This is a genomic window from Sphingomonas sp. R86520 (assembly GCF_042466285.1).
Classification (GTDB): domain Bacteria; phylum Pseudomonadota; class Alphaproteobacteria; order Sphingomonadales; family Sphingomonadaceae; genus Sphingomonas.
This window is the reverse complement of record NZ_JAXHBZ010000001.1, coordinates 2,788,765-2,814,223: the sequence shown is the minus strand read 5'-3', so window position 1 is coordinate 2,814,223 and position 25,459 is coordinate 2,788,765. Positions and strand designations below refer to the sequence as shown.

Below are 25,459 nucleotides of genomic sequence, written 5' to 3'. Positions count from 1 at the left end.
CATGAACTTCCGCAACATCTCGGCCTGGGCGATCCGCAATCCGGTGCCGCCGATCGTGCTGTTCATCGCATTGACGCTGGCGGGCATCGTCAGCTTCATGCGGATGGACGTGAACAACGATCCGGACATCGATTTCCCGATCGCGATCGTCGTCATCAACCAGCCGGGTGCTGCCCCGACCGAACTCGAGACGCAGGTCACGCAGCGCGTCGAGGCGGCGGTGCGCTCGCTCCAGGGCATCGACGAGATCACCTCGACGGTCACCGAAGGCCAGTCGCAGACCGTCGTCCAGCTCGCCATCGGCACGCCGATCGACCGCGCCGTCACCGACGTGCGCGACGCCATCTCGCAGATTCGCAGCGACCTTCCCGAGGGCATCCTCGAGCCGCAGGTCTTCCGCGCGAACACCACCGACAACGATCTCGCCAGTTACTCGGTGATCGCCAAGGACATGACGGTCGAACAGCTCAGCTGGTACATCGACAACAACGTCGCGAAGGAATTGCTGTCGGTCCCCGGCATGGCCGCGGTCAACCGCAACGGCGGCGTCAGTCGCGAGATCCGGATCATCCTCGATCCGCTGAAACTGCAGAGCCAGGGCCTCACCGCGAGCCAGGTCAACGCGCAGCTTCGCCAGGTCAATCTGAACGCGGCCGGTGGTCGTGCCGAGATCGCCGGTTCCGAACAGTCGGTCCGCGTGCTCGGCAACGCCAAGGACGCGGTCGCGCTAGCGCAGACCCAGATCAACGTCGGCAATGGCCGGACGGTACGACTGGCCGACATCGCGCAGGTCCGCGACCTGTATGCCGAACAGCGCAGCCGTGCCGCGATCGACGGACGCCAGACGATCAGCTTCGATTTCCAGCGCTCCAAGGGCTCGTCCGACGTCACCGTCTTCAACGAGGCGGTGAAGAAGCTCGCGGCGATGGAAAAGCGCAATCCGAACGTGCATTTCGTGCTGCGCTCGAACAGCGTCAAATATACCGAGATGCAGTATGAGAGCGCGATCCACGCGATGATCGAGGGCGCGGTGCTCGCGGTGATCGTGGTGTTCTTGTTCCTGCGCGACTGGCGCGCGACGGTGATCTCGTCGCTCGCGATCCCGCTGTCGGCGATCCCCGCCTTCTGGTTCATGGACCTGCTCGGCTTCAACCTGAACCAGATGACGCTGCTCGCGCTCAGCCTCGTCGCCGGCGTGCTGGTCGACGACGCGATCGTCGAGATCGAGAACATCGTCCGCCACATGCGGATGGGCAAGTCCGCCTATCAGGCTTCCATCGACGCCGCCGACGAGATCGGTCTCGCCGTGCTGGCGACGACGATGGCGATCGTCGCGGTGTTCCTGCCGGTCGGCCTGATGCCGGGTATCTCGGGCCAGTTCTTCAAGAATTTCGGCCTTACGGTGGTCGCCTCGGTGCTGATGAGCCTCGCGGTCGCACGCCTCGTCACGCCGATGCTCGCCGCCTATTTCCTCAAGTCCGCCGGCCCCGCCGTGCACGGCGAGGGCGTCCTGATGGACGGCTATATGGCGACGCTGAAATGGACGCTGGAAACCGGCAAGGCAAAGGCCTCCGCGGCGCGCGGTGGGTTCCGCCGCGTCACCAGCCGGTTCCGCGATCACCGCTTCTGGGTGCTCGGGCTCGGCGTGTTCGCGTTCCTGATGACGATCGTGATGTTCGCGGTCTTGCCGATGACGTTCCAGCCCGCGCAGGACAACGACACGTCGATGGCGGTGATCGACATGGTGCCGGGCACGACGCTGTCGCAGACCGAAGCGGTGGTGACCAGGGTCGCCGCGCTGATCGGATCGCAGCCCGACGTGCAGTCGGTCTATGCGCGCAGCGGTGCCAACGGCTCGGTCAACGCCGGACGCGTCACCGCGACGTTGAAAGACGACCGGAAAATGAAGAGCACGGAGTTCGAGCGCAATCTCGCACCGCAGCTCGCTGCGATCCCCGACGCGCGCGTCTCGTTCCGGTCGCAGAATGGCTGGGGCGGCAGCACGCGCGACATGAGCGTGACGCTGGGCGGCGACGATCCGAAGCTCCTCGATGCGACCGCGCAGAAGATCGTGACCGAGATGTCGCGCCTGCCGACGCTGGTAGCACCGCGTGTTGCCGGCAACATGCAGCGTCCGGAAATCGTCATCAAGCCGCGCTTCGATCTCGCCGCAAATCTCGGCGTGACGACTCAGGCACTGTCGTCGGCGATCCGTATCGCGACCCTGGGCGATATCGACCAGAACTCGGCGCGCTTCTCGTTGTCCGATCGCCAGATCCCGATCCGGGTGGCGCTCGACCAGGGTGCCCGCAGCGAGCTGTCGACGATCCAGAACCTGCCGGTGTCGACCGCGTCGGGTGGCTCGGTGCCGCTCAATCTGGTGGCCGAGATCACGCTCGGCTCGGGTCCGACCAAGATCGACCGCGTCAATCAGCAGCGTCAGTTGACGATCGGCGCCGACCTCGCACCCGGCATCGTCTCGGGTGTCGCGCAGAAGCAGATCGACGCGCTGCCGACGATGATGAACCTGCCGACCGGCGTGAACAAGCTCGTGCTGGGCCAGTCGAAGTTCCAGGCGGAGATGATCAACAACTTCATCCTGGCGGTGATCGCGGGCACGTTCCTCGTCTTTGCGGTACTGGTGCTGCTGTACCGCCGCGCGTTGCCGCCGTTCGTCAACATGGGCTCGCTGTTGCTCGCACCCCTCGGCGGATTGCTGGCCTTGTGGGCGACCGGCAATCCGGTCTCGATGCCGGTGTTCATCGGTATCCTCATGCTGCTCGGCATCGTCGCGAAGAACTCGATCCTGCTGATCGACTTCGCGCTGGAGGAGATGGCCAAGGGCGTCGACGTCTGGACCGCGGTCGTCGATGCCGGCCACAAGCGCGCACAGCCGATCGTCATGACGACGGTGGCGATGGTCGCGGGCATGATCCCGACCGCGCTGTCGCTCGGCGGCGACGGATCGTGGCGCGCGCCGATGGGTATCGTCGTGATCGGCGGGCTCGTCCTGTCGACCATCCTGACCCTGCTGATCGTCCCGGCCGCCTTCAGTCTCGCGGTCGGCATAGAGCGGTATATCGGGCCGCGTCTCGGCCGGAGCCTGCTGACCTATCGCCCCGGCGACGACGGCAGCGAAGTGATCGGGCTGGCAGGGCCCTCCGGACCGCGTCTCGGACCCGCGACGCCCAAGCTCGGCGACGGTACGCAACCGGCGGAATGACACCATTCCTCCGGTCGTACTGAGCGAACTCGCAGCCCCTTGGTTCAAGGTCGCGCCTCGATTTCGCCCGGGACGAACGGGAGTGGCGTTTCCGGGTTTACGCCGCACATACCCGGCCGGCGCATCGTCGCGCGTATTCGACGTGAACTATCCCCGCGCTGGGGGATTGTTTCGGGTATGACTGTATCTTCCCGCACGCGCCCGGTCGGCGAAGCTGCCCCGGCCGCGCTCGTCCGCATGCGGGTGGTTGCAACCGGCCTGCTCGTCTTCATGGCCGCGACGTTCTTCATCAGCCGCGCGCTGGTACCGGTCCATCCCGCGTTCGCCTTCGTCCGCGCGTTCGCTGAGGCTGCAATGGTCGGTGGACTCGCCGATTGGTTCGCGGTGACCGCGCTGTTCCGCCATCCGCTCGGCCTGCCGATTCCCCACACCGCGATCGTGCCGCGCAACAAGGACCGGATCGGCGATACGCTCGCGCAGTTCCTCCGCGCGAATTTCCTGATCCCCGTCGTCATCGCGCGGCGCACGCGTCGGCTCGACGTCGCGGGCGCGATCGCGCGCTGGCTGACCGATCCGCCGGAGGGGGCAGGGGGCCGCTTCCGCCAAGGCGCGTCGAAGCTGGTCGCGCAGGTTCTCGAAGGTCTCGATCCGGCGCGGCTCGGCGGGATGATCAAGGCCGGGATCGGCGCGCGCCTCCGCGCCACCGAGGTGTCGCCGATCTTTGGCCAGCTGCTGAAAGCCGCGATCGCCGAACGTCGTCATGCGCCGTTGCTCGAAAGCGCGATTCGCTGGGCGGCCAAGACGCTGGCGGCGAACGATCATCTCGTCCGCGCGATGGTCCACGACAAGGCCGGCTCGATCCTGCGCTGGACCGGGCTCGACGAGACCGTCGCCAACAAGCTCATCGGCGGGTTCGATCGGTTGCTCGCGGAGATGGCGGAGGACCCGGAGCACCCGCTGCGCCTGAAGGCGGAGGAGGGGCTCGATCGGCTCGCCTGGGATTTCCAATATGACCGCCGCATGCGCGCGCGGGTCGAGACGATGAAGAACGATCTGCTCGACAATCCGGCGATGCAGCGCTGGCTCGACGGGTTGTGGGAACAGGCGCGCGGTGCGCTACTGGCGATCGCGCGCGACCCGGAACGGGCGATGGCGGGCCAGCTCGGCGACATCCTCCGCCAGCTCGGCGAGACCCTGCAGCACGACCCGCGCATGTCACGCACGATCAACCGCTTCGTACGCCGCGCGGCGGTGGGGGCTGCGGCCGACTATGGCGACGGGATCGTCAAGCTGGTCTCGGAAACGGTGCGCAGCTGGGATGCGGACACGATCACCCGCCGGCTGGAGAACGCCGTCGGCCGCGACCTGCAATATATCCGGGTGAACGGGACGATCGTCGGCGGGCTGGTGGGGTTGGTGATCCACAGCGTGGATGTGCTGCTGTAACACGTGCGCGTCTCCCTCTACCCTCCGGGGAGAGGGAAGGAGGAGCCGTAGGCGACGGAAGGGTGAGGGGTGGTTGGGCGCGCGCCATAGCCTCAAGCCCCTCACTTTCCCACGCGCAAGAGCGCGCGGGCCCCTCCCTCTCCCCGGAGGGTAGAGGGGAAAGGTGCCTTGTCGCGTTCTCGGGAGAACACAGCGGCGCGGCCTCTGGTTCAAGTTCACCACCCCGGCGAAGGCCGGGGCCCAATTGGCAAGGTCACAGTAACGGCGCGCAGCGGCTATCAGTACCGTTTCCCAATTGGGCCCCGGCCTCCGCCGGGGTGGTGTTGGTGCAACGTGTCTGAAATTGCGATCCTACTCCTGTCGCAGAAGCAAAGACCGCCGCTACCGCTCCCAATCCGGCATCACCCACCCCTTGGCCTTCGCCAGCAACCGCAAAGGCCCGTGCGCATTCACCGCAAACGGTTCGTCCGCCCAAGCAAAGGTCGGCGCGTCCGAAACATGATCGGAGTAGAACCGCACATGCGCCGCTTCCCGGTCGATCCCCTCGCGCGCCATCCACGCTTCGATCATCCGCAGCTTGGCCGGACCGTAGCAATTCTCACCCTCAATGCCGGCGAGCAGAACGCCGTCCGTGTCGCGCACGCTCTCCGTCCCGATCACCGCGTCGAAGCCCAGTCGCTTGGCGATCGCCTCGACATAGAATCGATACGAAGCGGTCGCCATGACGAGGCGGTATCCCGCGGCGCGGTCCACCGCGATCTGCGTCCGCGCGCTCGCGAACACGCCGTCGCGCATCACCCGGTCCGCAAACGCGTCCGCGGCACGCCGTTCCTCGGCCGGCGACATGCGTTTCCCCAGCATCATGCGCTGCATCACATATTTCAGCCGCCCCCGGCTGATCAGCTTGCCGACATAGCCGAGCGCCGCGATGCCCGCGAACGGCACGAGCGCCAGTCGCCACGGCGCGCCGCCCCGTCGCGCGGTCTGGAGCAGGAACGGGGTCCAGGTCGGCGCGTGCGTGATGGTCTTGTCCATGTCGTAGATGGCGAGACGGACGGGAGGCTTCTGAATCATCGCGTTCGCATACGCCGCATTCGTCTTGCCGATCCAGTCACTTTGCCGCAAAGGTGCGCCCGATGAGCGCGATGGCCGATTTCCAACAGGACGGTGCCGATACCGGCACGCTTCGGTTTACCGGCGATTTGTCGCTGGCCAGGATCGGCAATCTGCCCGATCGCCTCGAGGCGGTCGACGCATCCTCGATCAAGCATGTCGATCTCAGTGGTGTCGACCGGATCGACACGATCGGCGCCTGGGTTGTCCACCGGTTCGCGGCGCGCAACGACGCAACGATCGCCGGGCTCGACGAAGACGGCCAGGCGCTGTTCGATCAGGTCGTCGCGTCCGATCAGCCGATCGCCGCGAAGCCCGCCAAGGTCAACGCCGTCACTCGCATCCTCGGCGAGATCGGCGACGCGGTGGTGCTCACCGGCAGGACGATGCTCGGCCTGCTCGCGTTTCTGGGCGCGACGACGATCGCATTTGGCAGCGTCATTCGCCATCCGCGCCGGTTCCGGTTCAACGCCGTGGTCCAGCGGTTCGAGGTGGTCGGCATCGCCGCGCTCGGCATCGTCGGGCTGATGAGCTTCCTGATCGGCATGGTCATCGCGCAGCAGGGCGCGGTGCAGCTTCGCCAGTTCGGCGCGGAAGTGTTCACGATCAACCTCGTCGGTCGCCTGACCTTGCGCGAACTCGGCGTGCTGATGACCGCGATCATGGTCGCCGGCCGCTCGGGCTCGGCGTTCGCGGCGCAGCTGGGCACGATGAAGCTCACCGAAGAGATCGACGCGATGCGGACGATCGGCGTGTCGCCGATGGAGGCACTGGTGCTGCCGCGCGTGCTCGCGGCGATCGTGATGATGCCGCTGCTCGGCTTCTACGCGTCGGTGATCGCGATCATCGGCGGCGGCCTGCTCTGCTGGGTGCAGCTCGGCATTCCCCCGGTCACCTTCATCGCGCGTATCCGCGAAGTCGTGCCGATCACCGATCTCTACATCTCGCTGATCAAGGCGCCGGTGTTCGGCGCGATCATCGCGGTGGCTGGCTGCTTCCAGGGCATGCAGGTCGAGGCGGACGCCGAACAGGTCGGCCTGCGCACCACGTCGGCGGTCGTCCAGGGCATTTTCCTCGTGATCGTCCTCGACGCGTTCTTCGCAGTATTCTTCACATGGATCGGGTGGGACTGATGCCCCGCAAGAAAGACGATATCGTCATCTCCGTGAAGGGGCTGAAGAACGCGTTCGGTGATTCGACCGTGCATGACGGGCTCGACCTCGACGTGCGGCGCGGCGAGATCCTCGGCGTGGTCGGTGGCTCGGGCACCGGCAAGTCGGTGCTGATGCGCTCGATCATCGGGTTGCAGACTCCGGTCGCGGGCGAGATCACCGTGTTCGGCGAACCGACCATCGGTCGGGAGGAAACCGAGGCGACCGAGATCCGCAAGCGCTGGGGCGTGCTGTTCCAGGGTGGTGCGCTGTTCTCGACGCTGACCGTCGCCGAGAACGTCGAAGTGCCCCTGCGCGAATTCTACCCGGAATTGCAGGCTGCGCTGCTGGCCGAGATCGCCTCGTACAAGGTCGTGATGACCGGGCTTCCGGCGGATGCGGCCAATAAATATCCCGCCGAGCTGTCGGGCGGCATGCGCAAGCGTGCCGGCCTGGCGCGGGCGCTGGCGCTGGATCCCGAACTGCTGTTCCTCGACGAGCCGACCGCAGGGCTCGATCCGATCGGCGCCGCCGCGTTCGATGGCCTCACCCAGTCGTTGCAGAAGACGCTGGGGCTGACGGTGTTCCTGATCACGCACGATCTCGATACGCTGTATGCGATCTGCGACCGGGTCGCGGTGCTCGCGGACAAGAAGGTGATCGCGGTCGGTACGATCGACGAATTGCTGGCCCTCGATCATCCGTGGATCGAGGAATATTTCAAGGGCCCGCGTGGCCGCGCTGCGGTCGCGACGCAGGAGGCGCACGAGCGCGCCGACAAGGTCGCGGCCGAACATCCTACCGAAGTCCAGTCCAAGCAGTCCGCGCCGGACGACGCCGACGCGACATACGCCGAGAAAGAAGCAAGGACGCGCTGATGGAAACCCGTTCGAACCACGTCCTAGTCGGCGCCGTCGTGCTGATCCTGCTGGCGCTTCTCGCGCTGTTCACCGTGTGGATCGCGCGGATTGGCGGTAAGGAAGAGAAGGAATACGACATCTTCTTCCGCCAGTCGGTCGACGGGCTCGCACGCGGCTCCGCCGTGGTGTTCTCCGGCGTGCCGTCGGGGCAGGTGAAGACGATCTCGCTGTGGAAGAACGATCCGCAGTTCGTCCGCGTCCGTATCAGCGTCAACGACGAGACGCCGGTGCTGCAGGGCACGACCGCGTCGATCTCCGGCGTAGGCTTCACCGGTGTGAGCCAGATTTCGCTCGACGGCGCCCGCAAGGGCGCACCGGCGATCGGTTGCCCCGAGACGCGGACGCCGACCGAATGCCCGTACGGCGTGCCCGTGATCCCGACCAAGCTTGGCGGTCTCGGCGCGATCCTGAATTCCGCACCGCAGCTGCTCGAACGTCTGTCGACGTTGACCGAGCGCCTGACCGGCTTGCTGACCGACAAGAACCAGGCGTCGATCGCCGGGATCCTGGAGAACACCAACCGCCTGACCGACGCGCTGGCCGACCGTGGTCCCGAGATCGCCGCGACGCTCGCGCAGACCCGGGTCGCGATCCAGCAGGCAGGCGATGCTGCGCAGCAGTTCGGCGTATTGGCGAAGACAACCAACGGCGTGCTGTCGGAGGACGTGAAGCCGGCGATGGCGAACCTGAACAAGGCGATCGTCTCCGCGCAACAGAGCGCGGAAACGCTGAACTCGGCGATCGGCGATGCACGCCCCGGCTTGCAGGCATTCTCCAAGACGACGATCCCCGAAGCCAACCGTCTGGTTCGCGATCTCCGCACGACCGCCGCGGCGCTCTCGTCGGTCGCCGAGAAGGTCGACCAGGGCGGCGCGAGTTCGCTGATCGGGCAGCAGAAGCTCCCGGATTACAAGGGTAAGTGAGGCACGCCATGAAGACACCGCTCATCCTGATCGCGATGCTGCCCCTCGCCGGATGCATCAGCTTCGGCGCGAAACCGCCCCCCACGCTGCTGACCCTGACGAGCGCATCGTCGGTACCGGTCGGCCAGAACCAGGATTCGGCGACGGCGAAGTCGATCACGATCCAGGTCCCGGTCGTGCCGCAGTCGCTCGCCACCGCGCGCGTGCCGGTGCAGGCGACGCCAACCTCGATCGCGTATGTGACGGATGCGCAGTGGGCCGAACCCCCGGCGCGCCTGTTCGCGCGGCTGGTATCGGATACGGTATCGGCGCGGACCGGACAGGTCGTGCTGTCGACGGCGCAGTCGGTCGGCGATCCCGGCGGGTTGCTGAGCGGCGAACTGCGCAACTTCGGCCTGGATGCGACCACGCGCGAGGCGGTCGTGACGTTCGATGCGTCGCTGACCCGTGCCGGCAAGTCGACGGTCGAGAAGCATCGCTTCGAGGCACGCGTGCCGGTTGCGGCGATCGACGCGGCGTCGTCGGCGACCGGCATCAACCAGGCGGCAAACCAGGTTGCGACGGAAGTCGCCGACTGGATCGGCCGCTGAGGTTGAACGACCTTTTCGTTTGAGCGTTTCAGCCTCCTGATACGGAGGATAGCGATGCCACAGGGCGACAAGAGCGCGTATACCGACAAGCAGAAGCGCAAGGCCGAGCACATCGCCGAAGGCTATGAGGATCGCGGCGTTCCTGAAAAGGAGGCCGAAGGTCGGGCATGGGCGACGGTGAACAAGGATTCAGGCGGCGGCAACAAGTCCGGCTCGGGTCGCGGCAAGCCTGATACCCATGTGTCTTCACACAGTGGCGGGAAACAGGCTGCCGGCCGCAGCGATGCCGCGAAGTCTGCGGCGGCAAAGAAGGGCTGGGAGACACGGCGCAAGAACGCTTCCAGCTAGGTAACGTCTCTACCCTTGTGCCCTCGCGGGCGACGCTGCCACGACCATGCTGGTTGAGCGGTTGTTCCTCTGCACCCCTAACGATCCCAACTGCCAACTAGCAGGCGGGGCCCTACCTCTCGCACAGGGGGAAGGGGCTATAGTGCCAGAATCGTTTCTGCTTCGGCCAGATGCAGGCGCTCCACCATCTGACCGTCCAGACGAATCGCGCCCTTGTCGGCGTTTTCGGAATCTTCGAACGCCGCCACGACCTTGCGTGCCCAAGCCAGGTCTTCCTCGGTCGGTCCGAAGCCCGCATTGGCGGCGTCGATCTGCGAAGGATGGATCAGCGTCTTCCCGTCGAACCCCAGCATCGCGCCCTGCGCGCACTCCGCCGCGAACCGCGTGGCATCGTCCAGCGCGTTGCACACGCCGTCCAGCGCTACGATTCCCGCTGCGCGCGCAGCGATCACGGTCGAGCTCAGCGCCGGGATCAATGGCATGCGATCGGCGCCGAGCCGGCAGCGCATCTCCTTGGCGAGGTCGTTGGTGCCAGTGACCAGAGCCGTGAGCCCGGTCTCGGCGGCTGCTGTCGAAAGCTGGGGGAGAGCGAGTATCGCGGCGCACGTCTCGATCATCGCCCAGATCGGCGTCTCCTCTTCGCCCAGCGATGTGCGGACCTGGCGCAAATCCGCAACCGACGAAACCTTGGGAACGAGCACCGCGGCCAAGCCGATCGCGCGAACCGCGGCGATGTCGTCGGCATACCAGGGGGTGTCGAGGCCGTTGACGCGTACCACCAGTTCGCGTTCGCCGAAGCCTCCATCACGCGCCGCTTCGCACACCCGCTCCCGCGCCGCAGCCTTCTCGTCGGGCGCGACGGCATCCTCCAGATCGAGGATCACGACGTCGCACGCGAGCGTCCGCGCCTTGGCGATGGCGCGCGCGTTCGAGGCGGGCATGTAGAGCGCGCTGCGGCGGCGTCTGGTCGTCATGCTATCGGCCGTCGCGGATCAGGTGACGACGTCGGGCGCCGTGCGACCGGTGTGCGGGGCGATGCCGGCGATCGACTCCGCGGCGGCGACGATGCTCGCCAGCATCTCGCCGGTATCGCGGTCGAGGTCGCCGCCGACGGGCTCGTAGCGTTCGAGGTATACGCGCAGCGTCGCACCGGTGGTGCCGGTACCCGAGAGACGGAACACCACGCGGCTACCGCCCTCGAACAGGATGCGGACACCCTGGTTGCGGCTGATCGAGCCGTCGGTCGGGTCGGTATAGGCGAACTCGTCCGCGGTCTCGACGGTGAGGTCACCGAACTGCTGGCCGGGGAGGGTGGCGAGGCTTGCACGAAGCGCGGCCATCAACGCGTCGGCGCGCGGGGTCTCGACGCCTTCGTAGTCATGGCGCGCGTAATAGTTGCGGCCGAACTTGGCCCAGTGATCGCGGGCGATCGTGTCGACGCTCTCGCCGCGGACCGCGAGGATGTTGAGCCACAGGAGGACTGCCCACAGGCCGTCCTTCTCGCGGACGTGGTCAGAGCCGGTGCCGGCACTTTCCTCGCCGCAGATCGTCGCCATGCCGGCGTCGAGCAGGTTACCGAAGAACTTCCAGCCGGTCGGGGTCTCGTAGGCGGGGATGCCGAGCGCTTCGGCCACCCGGTCGGCGGCGGCGCTGGTCGGCATCGAGCGGGCGATACCCTTGAGGCCGCCTGCGTACCCCGGCGCGAGGTGCGCGTTCGCCGCCAGCATGGCCAAGCTGTCCGAAGGGGTGACGAAGCGGTGCTTGCCGATGATCAGGTTGCGGTCGCCGTCGCCGTCCGACGCCGCGCCGAAGTCGGGCGCATCCGGCGCCATCATCGTCTCGTACAATTCATGCGCGTGGACGAGATTGGGGTCGGGATGGTGGCCGCCGAAATCAGGAAGGGGCGTACCGTTGCGTACCGTGCCGGCCGCAAAACCGAGGCGGCGTTCGAGGATCTCGGTCGCATAGGGCCCGGTGACGGCGCTCATCGCGTCGAACGCCATCGTCAGCTTGGCGCTGCGGATCGCGTCGAAGTCGAACAGCGTCTCCATGAGCGCGGCATAATCCTCGACCGGGTCGACGACCTCGACGGGCATCGCGCCGACGGTGACTTCGCCATCGGTATCAAGGTCGATGTCATCGGCGTCGACGGTCAGCCAACGATCGATCTCCAGCGTCCGGGCGTTGATCGCGTCAGTCACGGATTCGGGGGCGGGGCCGCCGTTGGCGATATTGTACTTGATCCCGAAGTCCTCGTCGGGGCCGCCCGGGTTGTGGCTTGCCGACAGGACGAGCCCACCGATCGCACCACGCTTGCGGATCATGTGGCTGGCAGCAGGCGTCGACAGGATGCCGCCGCGACCCACGATCACGCGACCGAAGCCGTTCGCGGCTGCCATGCGGATCGCGACTTGGATGACCTCACGGTTGAGGAAGCGCCCATCGCCGCCAATGACCAGCGTGGCGCCAGACTTGTCCGCCACCACGTCGAATACCGACTGGACGAAATTCTCGGCATAATTGGCCTGCTGGAACACCTTCACCTTCTTGCGCAGGCCCGACGTACCGGGCTTCTGATCGGTATATGGCGTGGTCGAAACGGTGCGGATCATGCGGGTTCCAGAAGGCTCGAATAGAGGTTTGCGTAGCGGCGGCCGCTCTCGTCCCACGAGAAGTCCGCGCGCATGGCGTTGCGCTGCAACATGGCCCAACGATCGGGGCGTGCATAGAGCGCGATGGTGCGGCGCAGCGCGTGACTGAGTGCTTCTGGCGTGACGCCGTCGTGCTGGACGCCGGTGGCAACGCCCGCGGCGATTGCGGCTTCGTTGGCGTCGATCACGGTATCGGCCAGACCGCCGGTGCGCGCGACGACAGGAATGCAGCCGTAAGCAAGGCCGTAAAGCTGCGTCAGGCCACAGGGTTCGAACCGCGACGGGATCAGGATCGCGTCGGCGCCGCCTTGCAACAGGTGCGAGACGGGTTCGTCATAACCGATGCGGACGCCAATCCGGCCGGGGTGGCGTTCGGCGGCGGCGAGGAAGGCGAGTTCGAGTGCGGTATCGCCCGATCCTAGCAACGCCAGACGGCCGCCGAGCGCGACCAGCTCGTCGAGTGCGCCCGCGAGCACGTCCATGCCCTTCTGCCACGTCAGGCGGCTGACGACCGTAAAGATCGGTCCTTCGCCCGCGTCGAGCCCGAAGGTCTGCTCTACCGCACGCTTGTTGATCCGGCGACGGCTGAGCGCGCGCGCGGTGTAGCGCGAGGGAAGGGCGGCGTCCGTCTCCGGGTTCCAGACCGCGGGGTCGATGCCGTTGACGATTCCCGCGACGCGGCTGGCGCGATCGTTGATCAGGCCTTCCAGGCCCATGCCGAACTCACCGCGCCGGATCTCGGCGGCATAGGTCGGGCTGACGGTGGTGATCGCATCGGCGGCTTCGAGACCGGCCTTCAAAAAGCCGACGCCGCCGTAATATTCGACGCCGTCGAGCGCGAAGGCTGCGTCGGGGAGGTCCAGGTCGGCGAAAATGTCCGCGCCGTAGCGGCCCTGGAACGCGATGTTGTGGATCGTCACCACTGTCTTGGCGGGTGAGCCCGGGCCGGAGGCGTAACGCAGATAGGCGGGGGCCATTGCCGCCTGCCAGTCATGCGCATGCAGGACGTCGAAGTCGTACCCCGCAACGACGCCCGAGGCGAGATCGGCCGCTGCCCTGCCGAATGCGGCGAAGCGGCGCCAGTTGTCGGACCAGTCCGCCCCCGTCGCGTCGCCGTAAGGGCCGCCGCCGCGCGCGAAGAGGCTGGGCGCGTCGAGCACGAGAAGGGCATGGTCGCCGATCTTGGTCTTCAGGATGCGCGCTTCGGCGCCGAGCAGGTCGGTGTAGCGGTGGACGACCTTGGCGCGCTTGGTAACGGCGGCGAGCGCGGGATAGCCCGGAAGGAAGGTCGTGAGCGTTGCACCATGCGGCACGAGCGCAGCCGGCAACGCGCCGACCACGTCCGCAAGTCCACCGGTTTTGATGAGCGGATAGGCTTCGGAGGCAACGGACAGGACGCGCATCACATCCTCCCCGGCACGGGGAGGGGGACCATGCATCGCATGGTGAAGGGGGGCTTCCGCAGACGGTACGCGTTCGATCGCAGGCGGTCCTCCCGCAATCGCAGCCGGTACGCTTGCGGTCGCAGCCGGTACGCTTGCGATGAGCCCCCTCCACTCTTCGCCGATGGCGAAAGGTCCCCCTCCCCGTGCCGGGGAGGATATGCGTTCGTCATCACGCCGTCAGCCGGTCGATCATGGATTTGGTCACCAGCACCACGCCGCTGTCCGTACGGCGGAAGCGTTGAGCATCCGCCTCGGCATCTTCCCCGACAACCAACCCGTCAGGGATCTCCACACCGCGGTCCACCACCACCTTCGACAGGCGTGCACCCCGACCAATGACGCAATGCGGCAGGATCACCGCCTGATCGAGCATCGAGTAGCTGTGCGCGCGCGTGCCGGTGAAGATCAGGCTGCGGTGGATCGAGGAGCCGGAGATGATGCAGTCGCCCGAGACGAGGCTCGACACCGCCTCGCCGCGGCGACCGTCGTCGGCGTGGACGAACTTTGCGGGCGGCGTGACCTCCGAATAGGTCCAGAGCGGCCAGCTGCGGTCGTAGAGGTCGAGCTTGGGCACGACATCGGTGAGATCGATATTCGCCTCCCAATACGCATCGACCGTGCCGACATCGCGCCAGTAGGCATCGACTTCGCTGCCCGAGCGCACGCAGCTGTCGGAGAAGCGGTGCGCGACCGCCTTGCCGTGCTTGACGAGGTACGGGATGATATCCTTGCCGAAATCGCGCGACGATCCGGGCGTCTCGGCATCGCGGCGGAGTTCGTCGAACAGCAATTTGGTGTGGAAGACGTAGATCCCCATCGATGCCAGCGCGATGTCCGGATTGCCTGGGATCGCAGGCGGATCGGCGGGTTTCTCGACGAACGCGGTGACATTGTCATGCTCGTCGACGGCCATCACGCCGAAGCCCACCGCCTCCATCCGCGGCACTTCGAGGCAGGCGATGGTGACGTCCGCGCCGGTCTCGCAATGCTGTTGCAGGATCAACTCGTAATCCATCTTGTAGATATGGTCGCCCGCCAGGATGACCATGTATTCGGGCGCGTGGCTCTCGATGATGTCGATGTTCTGGTACACGGCATCGGCGGTGCCCTCGTACCATTGGAACTCGCTGATCCGCTGCGAGGCGGGCAGGATGTCGAAGCTCTCGTTGCGTTCCGAGCGGAGGAAATTCCAGCCGCTCTGGAGATGGCGGATCAGCGAATGTGCCTTGTACTGCGTCGCGACGCCGATCCGGCGGATGCCCGAGTTGATCGCGTTGGACAGCGCGAAATCGATGATCCGCGCCTTGCCGCCGAAATACACCGCGGGTTTCGCGCGCGTATCGGTCAGCTCCATCAGGCGACTGCCGCGGCCGCCGGCCAGCACATACGCCATCGCGTCGCGCGCCAATGGCTGTCCCCGCCGTTCCACCATGTCCGTCTCTCCCTAATATTCCGCGGTATAACGCCCCGTTACCCGCGGGTTGTTCCGTGTTAACCTTCGAACTCGAGCATGATCGTCGCGAGCGGGGGCAGCGTGACCCAGGCCGCGCCGTCCTTGGCCACGACGCCGCCGAGATTGCCGAGGCCGCTGCCCCAATATTCGCGCGCATCGCTGTTGATGATCTCGCACCAGCGGCCGTCATGCGGCAAGGGTATGCGATAGGGTGCACGCGCGATCGGCGTCATGTTGGCGATGATCGCGACCGGCTTCGCACCGGGTGCCTTGCGCAACCACGCAAACACCGAATTGGCGGCATCGTCGGCGATCAGCCATTCGAAGCCTTCGCCTTCGCAATCGCGCGCGTGCAATGCCGGCTTCTCGCGGTAGACGGTGTTCAGGTCGCGCACGAGGTTGCGGACCCCCTCATGGCTGCGACTGTTGCGCAGGCACCAGTCGAGCGCGCGGGCTTCCGACCATTCGCGGCGCTGCGCGAATTCCTGCCCCATGAAGAGCAGTTTCTTGCCCGGATAGCCCCACATGAACGCGTAATAGGCGCGCAGGTTGGCGAATTGCTGCCAGTCGTCGCCGGGCATCTTGGTCAGCAGCGAACCCTTGCCGTGGACGACCTCGTCATGGCTCAAGGGCAGGACGAAATTCTCGCTGAACGCGTAGACTAGCCCGAAATTGATCTCGCCGTGGTGGTGCTTCCGGTGCAGCGGATCGCGCGCCATGTACTGGAGCGTGTCGTGCATGAAGCCCATGTTCCACTTGAACCCGAACCCGAGCCCGCCGCTCTTGCCGTCGTCGCTCACCGGCGCGGAGACGCCTGGCCACGACGTCGATTCCTCGGCGATTGTGAAGACGCCGGGATGCTGGCCGTAGATCTCGCGGTTCATGTCGCGAAGGAACGCGACGGCTTCCCAGTTCTCGCGACCGCCGTCTGCGTTGGGGATCCATTCGCCGCTTTTGCGCGAGTAGTCGCGGTACAGCATCGACGCGACCGCATCCACGCGCAGGCCGTCGATGTGATAGCGCTCGGCCCAGAACAGCGCGTTGTTGACGAGGAACGACGTCACTTCGCGCCGCCCGAAATTGTAGATCGCGGTGTTCCAGTCGGGGTGGAAGCCGAGCCGCGGATCCTCGTGTTCGTACAGCGCGGTGCCGTCGAACTTCGCCAAGCCGAACGCATCGGTTGGGAAATGTGCAGGTACCCAGTCCAGCAGCACGCCGATCCCGGCGAGATGTGCGCCATCGACGAACCGAGCGAAGCCATCGACGTCGCCGAAGCGGGCGGACGGCGCGTAGAGACCGGTGGTCTGGTAGCCCCAGCTCGGGTCGTACGGATGTTCGCTGATCGGCAGGAATTCGATGTGCGTGAAGCCCATCTCGACCACGTAGGGGATCAGACGGTCGGCGAGCGCGTCCCAGGTCAGGAACCAGTCGTTCTCGTCACGGTCCCAGGATCCGGCGTGGACCTCATAGATGCTGATCGGCACGCGACGCGGATCGACCGAGGCCCAGTGTTTCCGGTGATCGGTGTCAGCCCAGTCGTGCGCGAGCTTCCGCGTGATCGAGGCGTTGGCGGGTCGGAGTTCGGCCGCGAACGCGAACGGGTCGGCCTTGAGCGGTTGAATCTGACCATCGGGACCGACGATCTCGAACTTGTAGGCGCGGTATTCGGCGATGTCGGGGATGAAGATCTCCCACACGCCGACGTCGCCGCGCTTGCGCATCGCGTGGCGGCGCCCGTCCCAGTCATTGAAGTCGCCGACCACCGACACGCGCTGCGCATTGGGGGCCCAGAGCGCGAAGTGGACGCCGTGCGCGCCCTCGTGCTCGATCAGGTGCGCGCCCATCTTGTCGTGGAGGCGGCGGTGCGTTCCCTCGGCCATCAGCAGGTCGTCGATCGGGCCGAGCACGGGGCCGAAGCTGTAGGGGTCGGTGACCCACCACGAGGTGTCGCCCGCCTCGGCGTGGTATTTCACCGGCTGTTGCGTGCCGTCGATCGGGCCCTCGAACAGACCGCGATCGTCGATGCGGGGGAGGGTGCCGAGCGCGGTGCCGTCGAGTGCGTGCGCCTTGGCCGTGTCCGCGCCCGGCAGCCAGACGCGGGCGAACACACCGGTCGGGCCGCTGTGCACGCCGAGCAACGAGAACGGATCGTCGTGACGCCCTTCAAGCAGGGCAACGATGGCGCCTTCGGGTGGCTTCACATCACCGTCCAGATTTCCCGCGCGTATTCGCGGATCGTGCGGTCGGACGAGAACCAGCCGACGCGGGCCACGTTGCGGACGGTGGAGGCGACCCACGCATCGCGGTCGTTCCAGCGCGTATCGACCGCGCGCTGGGCGGTGGCATAGCTGTCGAAATCGGCGGCGAGCATGAACCAGTCGCCCTCGTACAGCCCGCCCATAAGCCCGGCATAGCGCGTCTTGTCGTCGGGCGAGAACACGCCGGACGCGATCGCGGACACTGCCTGGCGCAGTTCGTTCGAACCATCGATGACGCTGCGCGGATCATAGCCGTCGGCGCGCTTCGCCTCGACCTCGTCGGCGGTCATGCCGAAGATGAAGATGTTGTCGTCGCCGACGCGGTCCTTGATCTCGATGTTGGCGCCGTCGAGCGTGCCGATCGTCAGCGCGCCGTTCATCGCGAACTTCATGTTGCCGGTGCCCGACGCCTCGAGTCCGGCGGTCGAGATCTGTTCGCTGAGGTCGGCGGCGGGGATGATCTTCTCCGCCAGCGACACGTTGTAATTGGGCAGGAACGCAACCTTGAGCAGGCCACCAACCGACGGGTCCGCGTTGATCCGGCGGGCGACGTCGTTCGCCAGCTTGATGACGAGTTTCGCGTTGTGATAGCTCGACGCCGCCTTGCCCGCGAACAGCTTGACCCTCGGGGTCCAGTCGCGTTCGGGATGGCTGCGGATCTGGTCGTAGAGCGCGACCGTCTCGATGATGTTGAGCAGCTGGCGCTTATACTCATGGATGCGCTTGATCTGGACGTCGAACATAGCGTCCGGGTCGACGCGGAGCCCCATGCTCTCCTTAATGTGATTAGCCAGTGCCACCTTGTTCGAACGCTTCACGCTCGAAAAGCGCTCCCTGAAACCGGAATCGTCGGCAAAAACATCCAGATCGACCAGCTTTTCGGCATCGTCGAGGAAGCCGTCGCCGATCGCATCGCGGATCAGCGCGGTCAGGCCGGGATTGCATTGCTGGAGCCAGCGACGCGGCGTGATGCCGTTGGTCTTGTTGTTGATCCGTGTCGGGTAGAGCTTGTGGAGATCGGCGAAGACCGTCTTCTTCATCAGCTGCGTATGCAGCGCGGCGACGCCGTTGACGCTGTGCGACCCGGCAAAGGCGAGGTTCGCCATCCGCACGCGCCGCTCGCCGCCCTCGTCGATCAGGCTGATCGCCGAGATCGCCCTGTCGTCGATCCCCTCGGTGCCGCGCGCCTCGCGCAGCAGCTTGGCGTTGATCGCGTAGACGATCTGCATGTGGCGCGGGAGCAGCCGTTCGAACAGCGGCAGCGGCCAGCTCTCTAGCGCCTCGGGCAACAGCGTGTGGTTGGTGTAGCCGAAGGTGGCGCGCGTGATCTTCCACGCCTCGTCGAACGCGAATTCGTGGTGGTCGATCAGCAGCCGCATGAGCTCTGCGACCGACACCGCGGGATGCGTGTCGTTGAGCTGGATCGCGGCCTTGTCGGGCAGCGTACGGATGTCGCCGAAATACTGGATGTGGCGCCGGACGATGTCCTGGATCGACGCGGACGAGAAGAAATACTCCTGGCGGAGACGGAGTTCCTGCCCCGCCGCGGTGGAATCGTTGGGGTAGAGGACGCGGGTGAGCGTCTCGGCGCGCGTCTGATCGGCCAGCGCGCCCGAGAAATCGCCGGCGTTGAAGCGGTCGAGCTTGATCGGATCGAACGCGCTGGCAGTCCAGAGGCGGAGCGTGTTGACGTGTTTGCCGCGCCAGCCGACCACGGGAGTATCGACGGCAGTCGCCTCGACCGCTTCGGACGGGCTCCAGTGAACCTGACCCCCATCGGTTACCGTCACTTCGCCGCCGAAGCCGACGAAATAGGCGCTCTCGCGGCGTTCGAATTCCCAGGGATTGCCGTGCGCGAGCCAGTTCTCCGGCATCTCGACCTGCCAGCCATCGTCGATCCGCTGGCGGAACATGCCGTTCACGTAGCGGATGCCGTAGCCATAGGCGGGCAGCGCGAGGCTCGCCATGCTCTCCATGAAGCAGGCGGCGAGCCTGCCGAGGCCGCCATTGCCGAGCGCCGCGTCGGGTTCGATCTCTTCGAGTTCGGCGAGGTCGACGCCGTGGAGCTTCAGCGCCCGCGTGACTTCGTCGTTGCGCTGGAGGTTGGTCACCGCGTCGCGCAACAGCCGCCCGATCAGGAATTCGAGGCTGAGATAATAGACGCGCTTGGCGCCGGCCGCGTGCGCTGCCTTGGTCGAGGCCATCCAGCGTTCGACGATGTCGTTACGGACCGTCAGGATCGTCGCGGCGAGCCAGTCGTGGGGGCGGGCGGCCTGCGCATCCTTGCCGATGCGGTGGACCAGCGTGTCGAGGATCGAGTCGGCCAGATCCTGGATCACGGGTGCTTGAACGGGCGGCTGTACGGCAGGATCTGAGGTCACACGGTTTCCGAAATCGTTACGGTCGCGGTGATCCTAGCCGTCCGCGGGCCGATGTCACGCGGACTTCCTTCCCGTGCAGGAAAAGAATGTTGCCGATCAATATCTTGATTTGGAAAAATCCATCACCGCGCGGGGGCGGTGGTGGACAGGGTAGGGTTCGAACCTACGTAGGAGAAACTCCGGCAGATTTACAGTCTGCTGCCTTTAACCACTCGGCCACCTGTCCAGGCCGCTTTTGCAAGCGCCGCTCTTTCGAGCGCCACTGTTTCAAGCGAGGCGGCTCAATGGCGAAGCGCGCCCCGCCTGTCAACGCGGGTTTTGCGAAGTTTCGTGGTTCATAGTTGCCGCGGGCGCCGAATGCCGACAAGGACGCGGCATACACAGACACGATAGAGAGCGAATATGGCACGCAAGGGACACAGGCCGAGCAAGGCACCGGCAGGCCGCCCCCGCTTCTGGGGCAAGCACGCAGTAGGGGCGGCGCTCGCCAATCCGGAGCGCACGGTGCGCAAAATCCTCGGCACGCGCGAGGCGCTGGCCGGGTTCGACCTGCCGGCCGACGTGCCGGTGACCTATGCCGAGGCGATGGACTTGGCGCGGCTGGTGCCGGGCGATGCGCCGCACCAAGGCGTGGTGATCGAGGTCGAGCCGCTCGAGGACATGTGGCTCGCCGACCTTTTGGAGCACGGCAAGGACGACAATCGTCCGCTGGTGATCCTCGACGGCGTGACCGATCCGCACAATGTCGGCGCGATTCTGCGCTCGGCGGCGGCGTTCGATGCACTGGGGATCATCACGCCGGATCGCAACGCGCCGCCGGAATCGGGGACGATCGCGCGGGCCGCGTCCGGGGCGCTTGAGAGCGTGCCGTGGATCCGCGTCGTCAACCTCGCCCGCGCGCTGGAAGAGATCGCCGCAGCCGGCTTCTGGCGTATCGGGCTGACCGGCCACGCGACGCAGACGCTGGCGGAGGCGATGGGCACGCAGCGCATCGCGATCGTGCTCGGCGCCGAAGGCGAGGGCATGCGCCAGAATACCGAGCAGCATTGCGACGAGCTGGCGAAACTGCCGATCTCGGAGAAGGTCGAGAGCCTCAACGTGTCGAACGCAGCGGCGATCGCCTTGTATGCGATAACGACGCGGTAACCTAAACTCCCTCGCCCCTACGGGGAGAGGGAAGGGGCCCGCCGCCCTTGCGGTGGGAAGGGAGAGGGGAGTGAGGCTCGGGACGGTTCATCCCAACAGCCCCTCTCCCTTCCGTCGCCTACGGCTCCTCCCTCCCTCTCCCCGTAGGGGCGAGGGACAGGGAATTAGTCCTCCGCTGCAATCCGGACCTTCAACCCATCCAGCCCGTCGGTCAGCTCGATCTGGCACGACAGTCGCGAAAACTCATCGCGGTCGCTCGTCGAATTGAGCAAATCATCTTCATCCGGGCTCATCGGCTTCAGTTTGGCCGCAAAGTCCGGGTCGACATGGATGTGGCAGGTGGCGCACGAGCAGCAGCCACCGCACAGCGCCAGGATCTCGTCGATCCCGGCGTCGCGGATGACTTCCATCACCGAAAGGCCTGCCTCGCCGATGATCTCGCGTTCTTCCCCTTCACGCGTCACGACGATAAGCTTGGGCATGTCATTCTCCGATAAACCTGTGTCCGTTCATGCCGAGCGCGCGGTGCGCAAGCAAGCAGCAAGGCGCGCCGCATCATGGGGCTGAGTGCGGATCAACTGGAAACCGCCATGGCGGCTTTGTGCGCGATCGAACCGGCCTTCGCAGTCGCGGTCGGCAATGCCGGTCACCCCGCGCCCCGGATCAGCGAACGCGGCTTCGCGACGTTGCTGCGCACGATCGTCGGGCAACAGGTGAGCGTCGCCTCGGCGGCGGCGGTGTGGAACAAGCTCGACGCGGTGGTCGGCGGGGCTGGCGATCCGGCAAAGATCGCTGCCGCCAGCGACGAGACGTTGCGTAGTGCCGGACTATCGCGCCAGAAGCTCGGTTACGCCCGCAGCCTCGCCGACGAGGTGACGAGCGGCCGCCTCGACCTGACCCAGCTGCCCGAAGACGACGAGGAGGCGATCGCCGCGCTGGTCCGCGTGAAAGGCATCGGTCGCTGGTCGGCGGAGATCTACCTGCTGTTCGCCGAGGGCCGCACCGACATCTGGCCGGCGGGCGACCTCGCGATCCAGATCGAGATCGGGCGCATTCTCGGTCACGAAACGCGCCCGAGCGAGAAATTGAGCCGCGAAGTGGCGGAGCCGTGGCGCCCACACCGCGGCGCCGCGGCGATATTCGCGTGGCATCACTATCAGGCGGACATGAAGGTGATCTGAAAACGGCGGTCCGCAGCTGGGGGCTGCGCGTGCGCTCTATGGGTCGCGGCGCGTTAACCCGGTGCTGTATCTTCAGCCCTATCGCAGCAGCACTCAGGAGTCGTGATCATGAAATTCGTCGAACTGAAATCGCATGGCGGCAACTATTACGTCGTGACGGCGAACATCGCCTATCTGCGCAAGGATGAAAACGGGCAGACCAAGGTCGGACTCGTCGGCGGGGACTCGCTGCTGGTGGTGGGGAGCATGGAAGACGTCGCGGCTAAGCTGCTGGCAGGCTGATCCTGGCGCCGCCGCCCTAGGGCCAGGCGCCCGACGATATGCTTGTTCCCCCCGCCCCCTTCCGGCAAAGCGGCGGGCGATGGCAGCCCCCAATCTTCCCGCATCCGACTTCGCCAACTCGCTCGCCGAGAGCCACCGCACCGTCGTCGTCCCCGAAGGCGCCTCCTTCTGGCGCCGCCTGTTCGCGTTCGTGGGGCCGGGGTATCTCGTCGCGGTCGGCTATATGGACCCCGGCAACTGGGCGACCGACATCGCCGGCGGCTCGGCGTTCGGTTACACGTTGCTGTCGGTCGTGCTGCTGTCGAACCTGATGGCGATGGTGCTGCAGGCCCTCTCCGCTCGCCTCGGCATCGTCGCCGGCCTCGACCTCGCCCAGGCCTGCCGCGCTCACTATTCGAAGCCGGTCTCGGTCGCGCTCTGGTTCCTGTGCGAGATCGCGATCATCGCCTGCGACCTCGCCGAGGTGCTCGGCACCGCGATCGCGCTGAAATTGCTGTTCGGACTGCCGCTGGTCTACGGCGTCGTTCTCACCGCGCTCGACGTGTTCCTGATCCTGGCGCTGCAACGCTTCGGCTTCCGCAAGCTGGAGGCGTTCGTCGTCGCCTTGCTCGTCATCATCGCCGGCTGCTTCGTCTTCGAGCTGTTCCTCGCGCGGCCCGACATGGCGGGCGTGCTCGGCGGTCTCGTCCCGACCACGCAGATCGTCACCAATCCGGCGATGCTCTACATCGCGATCGGCATCCTCGGCGCGACCGTGATGCCGCACAATCTGTACCTCCACTCGTCGATCGTCCAGACCCGCGCCTTCGCCAAGGACACGGCCGGCAAGCGCGACGCGATCACGATGGCGACGATCGACGGCACGGTCGCGCTGGGCCTCGCCTTCTTCATCAACGCAGCGATCCTGATCCTCGCGGCGGCGACCTTCCACGTCGCCGGCCGGACCGACGTCGCCGAGATCGATCAGGCGTACGAGTTGCTGGCCCCGATGCTCGGGATGGGCGCGGCAAGCGTGTTGTTCGCGGTCGCGCTGCTGGCGTCGGGGCAGAACTCGACCGTCACCGGCACACTCGCCGGCCAGATCGTGATGGAGGGCTTCCTCAACCTGCGCATGCCGGTCTGGGCGCGGCGGCTCGTGACGCGCCTGCTCGCGATCGTCCCCGCCGTGTTCGTCGTCGGTGCGTCGGGCGATGTCGGCGCGACCAAGCTGCTGGTACTGAGCCAGGTCGTGCTGAGCCTGCAGCTCCCGTTCGCGGTGGTGCCGCTCGTCAAGTTCACCGGCGACCGCACGATCATGGGCGATCTGGTCAGCCCGGCGTGGCTGAAGATCCTCGCCTGGGTGATCGCCGCGGTGATCATCGGGCTCAACGGCACGCTGCTCTACGGCATGCTGTAGATGCGAAAACGGCGACCGATCGCTCGGCCGCCGCTTCGTTATCAGCTAATTTTGGTCGAAGCTCAGCGGCAGCGTACGTTGCCGCGATCGACCGAGCGGCCGAGCAGTGCGCCACCACCGGCGCCCGCCAGCGTGCCCAGCGTACCGCCACCGATCAGGTTCGCCAGCACGCCGCCGCCGAGTGCGCCGAGCACCAGGCCCGTCGAGCCGTCGTTGCGCTTGCAATAGGCGCGACCGTCCTGGCCGCGATAGATGCGGTCGTTGCGGCCGAGGCGGCGCTCGCGGTAGTTGCCGCTCTGATAGCTGCGCGACGGATCCCAGTTGCGGTCGTCGCCGTGCCAGCTGCGGTCGCCGCGGCCATTGCGGTCGTTGTTGTTGCGACGATCGTCATGGCGCTGCGCAGAGGCTGCGACCGGAACCATCGCTGGCGCGACAACGGCAACCGACATCAATGCGGCGATGAAATGCTTCTTCATGGATAATCTCCTGATCTCTGTCAGGGTAACCCACACGTCCCGCAAAAGGTTCATACCGTGCTGGCGTTGGCCATCGAACAATCGTGTCCTTCCCCCGTCTCGACCTGCAACGTCGCGTGACCGATGCCGAATTTGTCGTGGAGCATCGTCCGGGCATCGCTCAGGAACCGATCGCCCGGATGGCCGCCCGGCATCATCAGGTGCGCGGTGAGCACGGGCTCGGTGGTGCTCATCGGCCAGATGTGGAGGTCGTGGATCCCGGTCACGCCGGGCAGGCCGCACAGCGCCTCGTCGACATGGTCGAACTCGATCCCGCGAGGGACGGCGGACAGCGACATCTCCACGGTTTCGCGAAGCAGGCCCCAGGTCTGCCAGAAGATCAGACACGCGATGACGATGCTCACCGCGGGGTCGATCCAGGTGAGCCCGGTGCGCCAGATCACGAAGCCGGCGATCACCACGCCCGCCGACACCAGCGCGTCGGCGGCCATGTGGAGGTACGCACCGCGGATGTTGACGTCGCCCTTGCGACCGCGCGCGAACATCCAGGCGGTGAACGCGTTCACGGCGATGCCGATGCCCGCGACCATCGACACGGTAAGCCCGGCGGTAGGGGCGGGATCGGACAAGCGCTGCGAAGCCTCGAGCACGATTGCGCCGAGTGCGACCAGCAACAGCAGCGCGTTGGCCAGCGCGGCGAGGATCGTCGAGCCCTTTAACCCGTAGGTGTAGCGCTTGGTCGGTGCGGTGCGCGCAAGCATCGTGCCGCCCCAGGCGACGACGAGACCGAGCACGTCGCACAGATTGTGGCCCGCGTCGGCGAGCAGCGCGACCGAGTCGATCCGCAGGCCGACGATCGCCTCGACGACGACGAACACGATGTTGAGGCCGATGCCGATCGCGAACGCGCGGTCGAACGAGGCCGGGGCGTGGCTGTGGCCCCCGTGCGAGTGGCCCCCGCCGTGGCTGTGTGAGTGACCATGCGAATGGTCGTGCCCGTGATGATGTCCGCCCAACGCTCGGCACTCCGCTAAATCCGGCCGCCGCCTAGCATCGACGTATCGTGAGATACTAGG

Annotated in this window: 21 protein-coding genes and 1 tRNA gene; 11 read left to right on the top strand and 11 right to left on the bottom strand. The window is 66.2% G+C overall.

Annotated features, from left to right (window positions below):
• Position 1 precedes the first annotated feature (1 nt).
• Positions 2 to 3,223, top strand: a complete 3,222-nt coding sequence (locus SJY41_RS12780; RefSeq protein WP_380782247.1) for an efflux RND transporter permease subunit — start codon at positions 2 to 4, stop codon at positions 3,221 to 3,223.
• Positions 3,224 to 3,400: 177 nt separating this feature from the next.
• Entirely contained in the window at positions 3,401 to 4,669 is a 1,269-nt protein-coding gene (locus SJY41_RS12775; protein WP_380782245.1) for a DUF445 domain-containing protein, read from the top strand.
• 381 nt (positions 4,670 to 5,050) lie between these two features.
• On the opposite strand, the gene SJY41_RS12770 is transcribed toward SJY41_RS12775, so the two are convergent.
• A complete protein-coding gene (locus tag SJY41_RS12770; protein WP_380782243.1) occupies positions 5,051 to 5,743 on the bottom strand; it encodes an HAD family hydrolase in 693 nt (230 codons plus the stop codon).
• 62 nt (positions 5,744 to 5,805) lie between these two features.
• Here SJY41_RS12770 and SJY41_RS12765 point away from each other — a divergent pair, with 62 nt between their 5' ends.
• From SJY41_RS12765 to SJY41_RS12745, 5 genes are read left to right on the top strand one after another with little or no spacing between them, the layout of a single operon-like run.
• Positions 5,806 to 6,915 (top strand): ABC transporter permease, encoded by a 1,110-nt coding sequence (locus SJY41_RS12765; protein ID WP_380782241.1) that lies wholly within the window; start codon positions 5,806 to 5,808, stop codon positions 6,913 to 6,915.
• Positions 6,915 to 7,811 (top strand): ABC transporter ATP-binding protein, encoded by an 897-nt coding sequence (locus tag SJY41_RS12760; RefSeq protein WP_380782239.1) that lies wholly within the window; start codon positions 6,915 to 6,917, stop codon positions 7,809 to 7,811. Before SJY41_RS12765 ends, SJY41_RS12760 begins: the two co-directional genes overlap by 1 nt.
• Positions 7,811 to 8,776: an MlaD family protein gene (locus SJY41_RS12755; protein ID WP_380782237.1), complete on the top strand. Its 966-nt coding sequence runs from the start codon at positions 7,811 to 7,813 to the stop codon at positions 8,774 to 8,776. Before SJY41_RS12760 ends, SJY41_RS12755 begins: the two co-directional genes overlap by 1 nt.
• 8 nt (positions 8,777 to 8,784) lie before the next feature.
• Positions 8,785 to 9,366 carry an ABC-type transport auxiliary lipoprotein family protein gene (locus SJY41_RS12750; RefSeq protein ID WP_380782235.1) on the top strand — a complete coding sequence of 194 codons (582 nt, stop codon included), beginning with the start codon at positions 8,785 to 8,787 and terminating at the stop codon, positions 9,364 to 9,366.
• A 54-nt stretch (positions 9,367 to 9,420) separates the two neighbouring features.
• Complete coding sequence (locus SJY41_RS12745; RefSeq protein WP_380782233.1) at positions 9,421 to 9,714, top strand: plasmid stabilization protein; 294 nt, start codon at positions 9,421 to 9,423, stop codon at positions 9,712 to 9,714.
• Between the two features lie 137 nt (positions 9,715 to 9,851).
• On the opposite strand, the gene SJY41_RS12740 is transcribed toward SJY41_RS12745, so the two are convergent.
• The 7 genes from SJY41_RS12740 to SJY41_RS12710 all read right to left on the bottom strand — a co-directional run bounded on the left by SJY41_RS12740 (position 9,852) and on the right by SJY41_RS12710 (position 20,128).
• Entirely contained in the window at positions 9,852 to 10,688 is an 837-nt protein-coding gene (locus SJY41_RS12740) for an HpcH/HpaI aldolase/citrate lyase family protein (protein ID WP_380782231.1), read from the bottom strand.
• An 18-nt stretch (positions 10,689 to 10,706) separates the two neighbouring features.
• Positions 10,707 to 12,326 (bottom strand): alpha-D-glucose phosphate-specific phosphoglucomutase, encoded by a 1,620-nt coding sequence (locus tag SJY41_RS12735; RefSeq protein WP_380782229.1) that lies wholly within the window; start codon positions 12,324 to 12,326, stop codon positions 10,707 to 10,709.
• The gene (gene glgA / locus SJY41_RS12730) at positions 12,323 to 13,768 is read right to left on the bottom strand and encodes a glycogen synthase GlgA (RefSeq protein ID WP_380782227.1); all 1,446 of its coding nucleotides are present in this window, start codon (positions 13,766 to 13,768) and stop codon (positions 12,323 to 12,325) included. The genes SJY41_RS12735 and glgA overlap by 4 nt, the downstream gene beginning before the upstream one ends.
• A 211-nt stretch (positions 13,769 to 13,979) precedes the next feature.
• The gene (gene glgC, locus SJY41_RS12725) at positions 13,980 to 15,239 is read right to left on the bottom strand and encodes a glucose-1-phosphate adenylyltransferase (RefSeq protein WP_380784142.1); all 1,260 of its coding nucleotides are present in this window, start codon (positions 15,237 to 15,239) and stop codon (positions 13,980 to 13,982) included.
• Between the two features lie 62 nt (positions 15,240 to 15,301).
• Entirely contained in the window at positions 15,302 to 17,464 is a 2,163-nt protein-coding gene (gene glgB / locus SJY41_RS12720; protein ID WP_380782225.1) for a 1,4-alpha-glucan branching protein GlgB, read from the bottom strand.
• Positions 17,461 to 19,860 (bottom strand): glycogen/starch/alpha-glucan phosphorylase, encoded by a 2,400-nt coding sequence (locus SJY41_RS12715; protein WP_380784141.1) that lies wholly within the window; start codon positions 19,858 to 19,860, stop codon positions 17,461 to 17,463. Before SJY41_RS12715 ends, glgB begins: the two co-directional genes overlap by 4 nt.
• A gap of 181 nt (positions 19,861 to 20,041) precedes the next feature.
• Positions 20,042 to 20,128 (bottom strand) — tRNA-Tyr (locus tag SJY41_RS12710).
• Positions 20,129 to 20,304: 176 nt separating this feature from the next.
• On the opposite strand from SJY41_RS12710, the gene rlmB reads away from it, so the two are divergent.
• Complete coding sequence (gene rlmB / locus SJY41_RS12705) at positions 20,305 to 21,048, top strand: 23S rRNA (guanosine(2251)-2'-O)-methyltransferase RlmB (protein ID WP_380782223.1); 744 nt, start codon at positions 20,305 to 20,307, stop codon at positions 21,046 to 21,048.
• 164 nt (positions 21,049 to 21,212) lie between these two features.
• Here the strand turns inward: rlmB and SJY41_RS12700 are convergent, their stop codons facing one another.
• Positions 21,213 to 21,530, bottom strand: coding sequence for a ferredoxin (locus SJY41_RS12700; protein WP_380782221.1), 318 nt, complete (start codon positions 21,528 to 21,530; stop codon positions 21,213 to 21,215).
• Positions 21,531 to 21,605: 75 nt separating this feature from the next.
• Here SJY41_RS12700 and SJY41_RS12695 point away from each other — a divergent pair, with 75 nt between their 5' ends.
• The 3 genes from SJY41_RS12695 (at position 21,606) to SJY41_RS12685 (ending at position 23,907) form a co-directional block, all read left to right on the top strand.
• Positions 21,606 to 22,229: a DNA-3-methyladenine glycosylase family protein gene (locus SJY41_RS12695; RefSeq protein ID WP_380782219.1), complete on the top strand. Its 624-nt coding sequence runs from the start codon at positions 21,606 to 21,608 to the stop codon at positions 22,227 to 22,229.
• 108 nt (positions 22,230 to 22,337) lie between these two features.
• Positions 22,338 to 22,511 carry a hypothetical protein gene (locus SJY41_RS12690; RefSeq protein ID WP_380782217.1) on the top strand — a complete coding sequence of 58 codons (174 nt, stop codon included), beginning with the start codon at positions 22,338 to 22,340 and terminating at the stop codon, positions 22,509 to 22,511.
• A 79-nt stretch (positions 22,512 to 22,590) separates the two neighbouring features.
• A complete protein-coding gene (locus SJY41_RS12685) occupies positions 22,591 to 23,907 on the top strand; it encodes an Nramp family divalent metal transporter (RefSeq protein WP_380782216.1) in 1,317 nt (438 codons plus the stop codon).
• A gap of 62 nt (positions 23,908 to 23,969) precedes the next feature.
• Here the strand turns inward: SJY41_RS12685 and SJY41_RS12680 are convergent, their stop codons facing one another.
• Positions 23,970 to 24,383: a hypothetical protein gene (locus SJY41_RS12680; protein ID WP_380782214.1), complete on the bottom strand. Its 414-nt coding sequence runs from the start codon at positions 24,381 to 24,383 to the stop codon at positions 23,970 to 23,972.
• A gap of 50 nt (positions 24,384 to 24,433) precedes the next feature.
• Positions 24,434 to 25,399, bottom strand: coding sequence for a cation diffusion facilitator family transporter (locus tag SJY41_RS12675; protein ID WP_380782212.1), 966 nt, complete (start codon positions 25,397 to 25,399; stop codon positions 24,434 to 24,436).
• Positions 25,400 to 25,459: the final 60 nt, after the last annotated feature.

Bases quoted from the DNA above. Each gene is read 5' to 3' on its own strand.
- rlmB (WP_380782223.1), top strand. From the start codon at position 20,305: ATGGCACGCAAGGGACACAGGCCGAGCAAGGCACCGGCAGGCCGCCCC.
- SJY41_RS12735 (WP_380782229.1), bottom strand. From the start codon at position 12,326: ATGATCCGCACCGTTTCGACCACGCCATATACCGATCAGAAGCCCGGT.
- SJY41_RS12685 (WP_380782216.1), top strand. From the start codon at position 22,591: ATGGCAGCCCCCAATCTTCCCGCATCCGACTTCGCCAACTCGCTCGCC.
- glgA (WP_380782227.1), bottom strand. From the start codon at position 13,768: ATGCGCGTCCTGTCCGTTGCCTCCGAAGCCTATCCGCTCATCAAAACC.
- SJY41_RS12700 (WP_380782221.1), bottom strand. From the start codon at position 21,530: ATGCCCAAGCTTATCGTCGTGACGCGTGAAGGGGAAGAACGCGAGATC.
- SJY41_RS12765 (WP_380782241.1), top strand. From the start codon at position 5,806: ATGAGCGCGATGGCCGATTTCCAACAGGACGGTGCCGATACCGGCACG.
- SJY41_RS12755 (WP_380782237.1), top strand. From the start codon at position 7,811: ATGGAAACCCGTTCGAACCACGTCCTAGTCGGCGCCGTCGTGCTGATC.
- SJY41_RS12690 (WP_380782217.1), top strand. From the start codon at position 22,338: ATGAAATTCGTCGAACTGAAATCGCATGGCGGCAACTATTACGTCGTG.
- SJY41_RS12750 (WP_380782235.1), top strand. From the start codon at position 8,785: ATGAAGACACCGCTCATCCTGATCGCGATGCTGCCCCTCGCCGGATGC.
- SJY41_RS12760 (WP_380782239.1), top strand. From the start codon at position 6,915: ATGCCCCGCAAGAAAGACGATATCGTCATCTCCGTGAAGGGGCTGAAG.
- SJY41_RS12775 (WP_380782245.1), top strand. From the start codon at position 3,401: ATGACTGTATCTTCCCGCACGCGCCCGGTCGGCGAAGCTGCCCCGGCC.
- SJY41_RS12770 (WP_380782243.1), bottom strand. From the start codon at position 5,743: ATGATTCAGAAGCCTCCCGTCCGTCTCGCCATCTACGACATGGACAAG.
- SJY41_RS12680 (WP_380782214.1), bottom strand. From the start codon at position 24,383: ATGAAGAAGCATTTCATCGCCGCATTGATGTCGGTTGCCGTTGTCGCG.
- SJY41_RS12740 (WP_380782231.1), bottom strand. From the start codon at position 10,688: ATGACGACCAGACGCCGCCGCAGCGCGCTCTACATGCCCGCCTCGAAC.
- SJY41_RS12780 (WP_380782247.1), top strand. From the start codon at position 2: ATGAACTTCCGCAACATCTCGGCCTGGGCGATCCGCAATCCGGTGCCG.
- SJY41_RS12745 (WP_380782233.1), top strand. From the start codon at position 9,421: ATGCCACAGGGCGACAAGAGCGCGTATACCGACAAGCAGAAGCGCAAG.
- SJY41_RS12695 (WP_380782219.1), top strand. From the start codon at position 21,606: ATGGGGCTGAGTGCGGATCAACTGGAAACCGCCATGGCGGCTTTGTGC.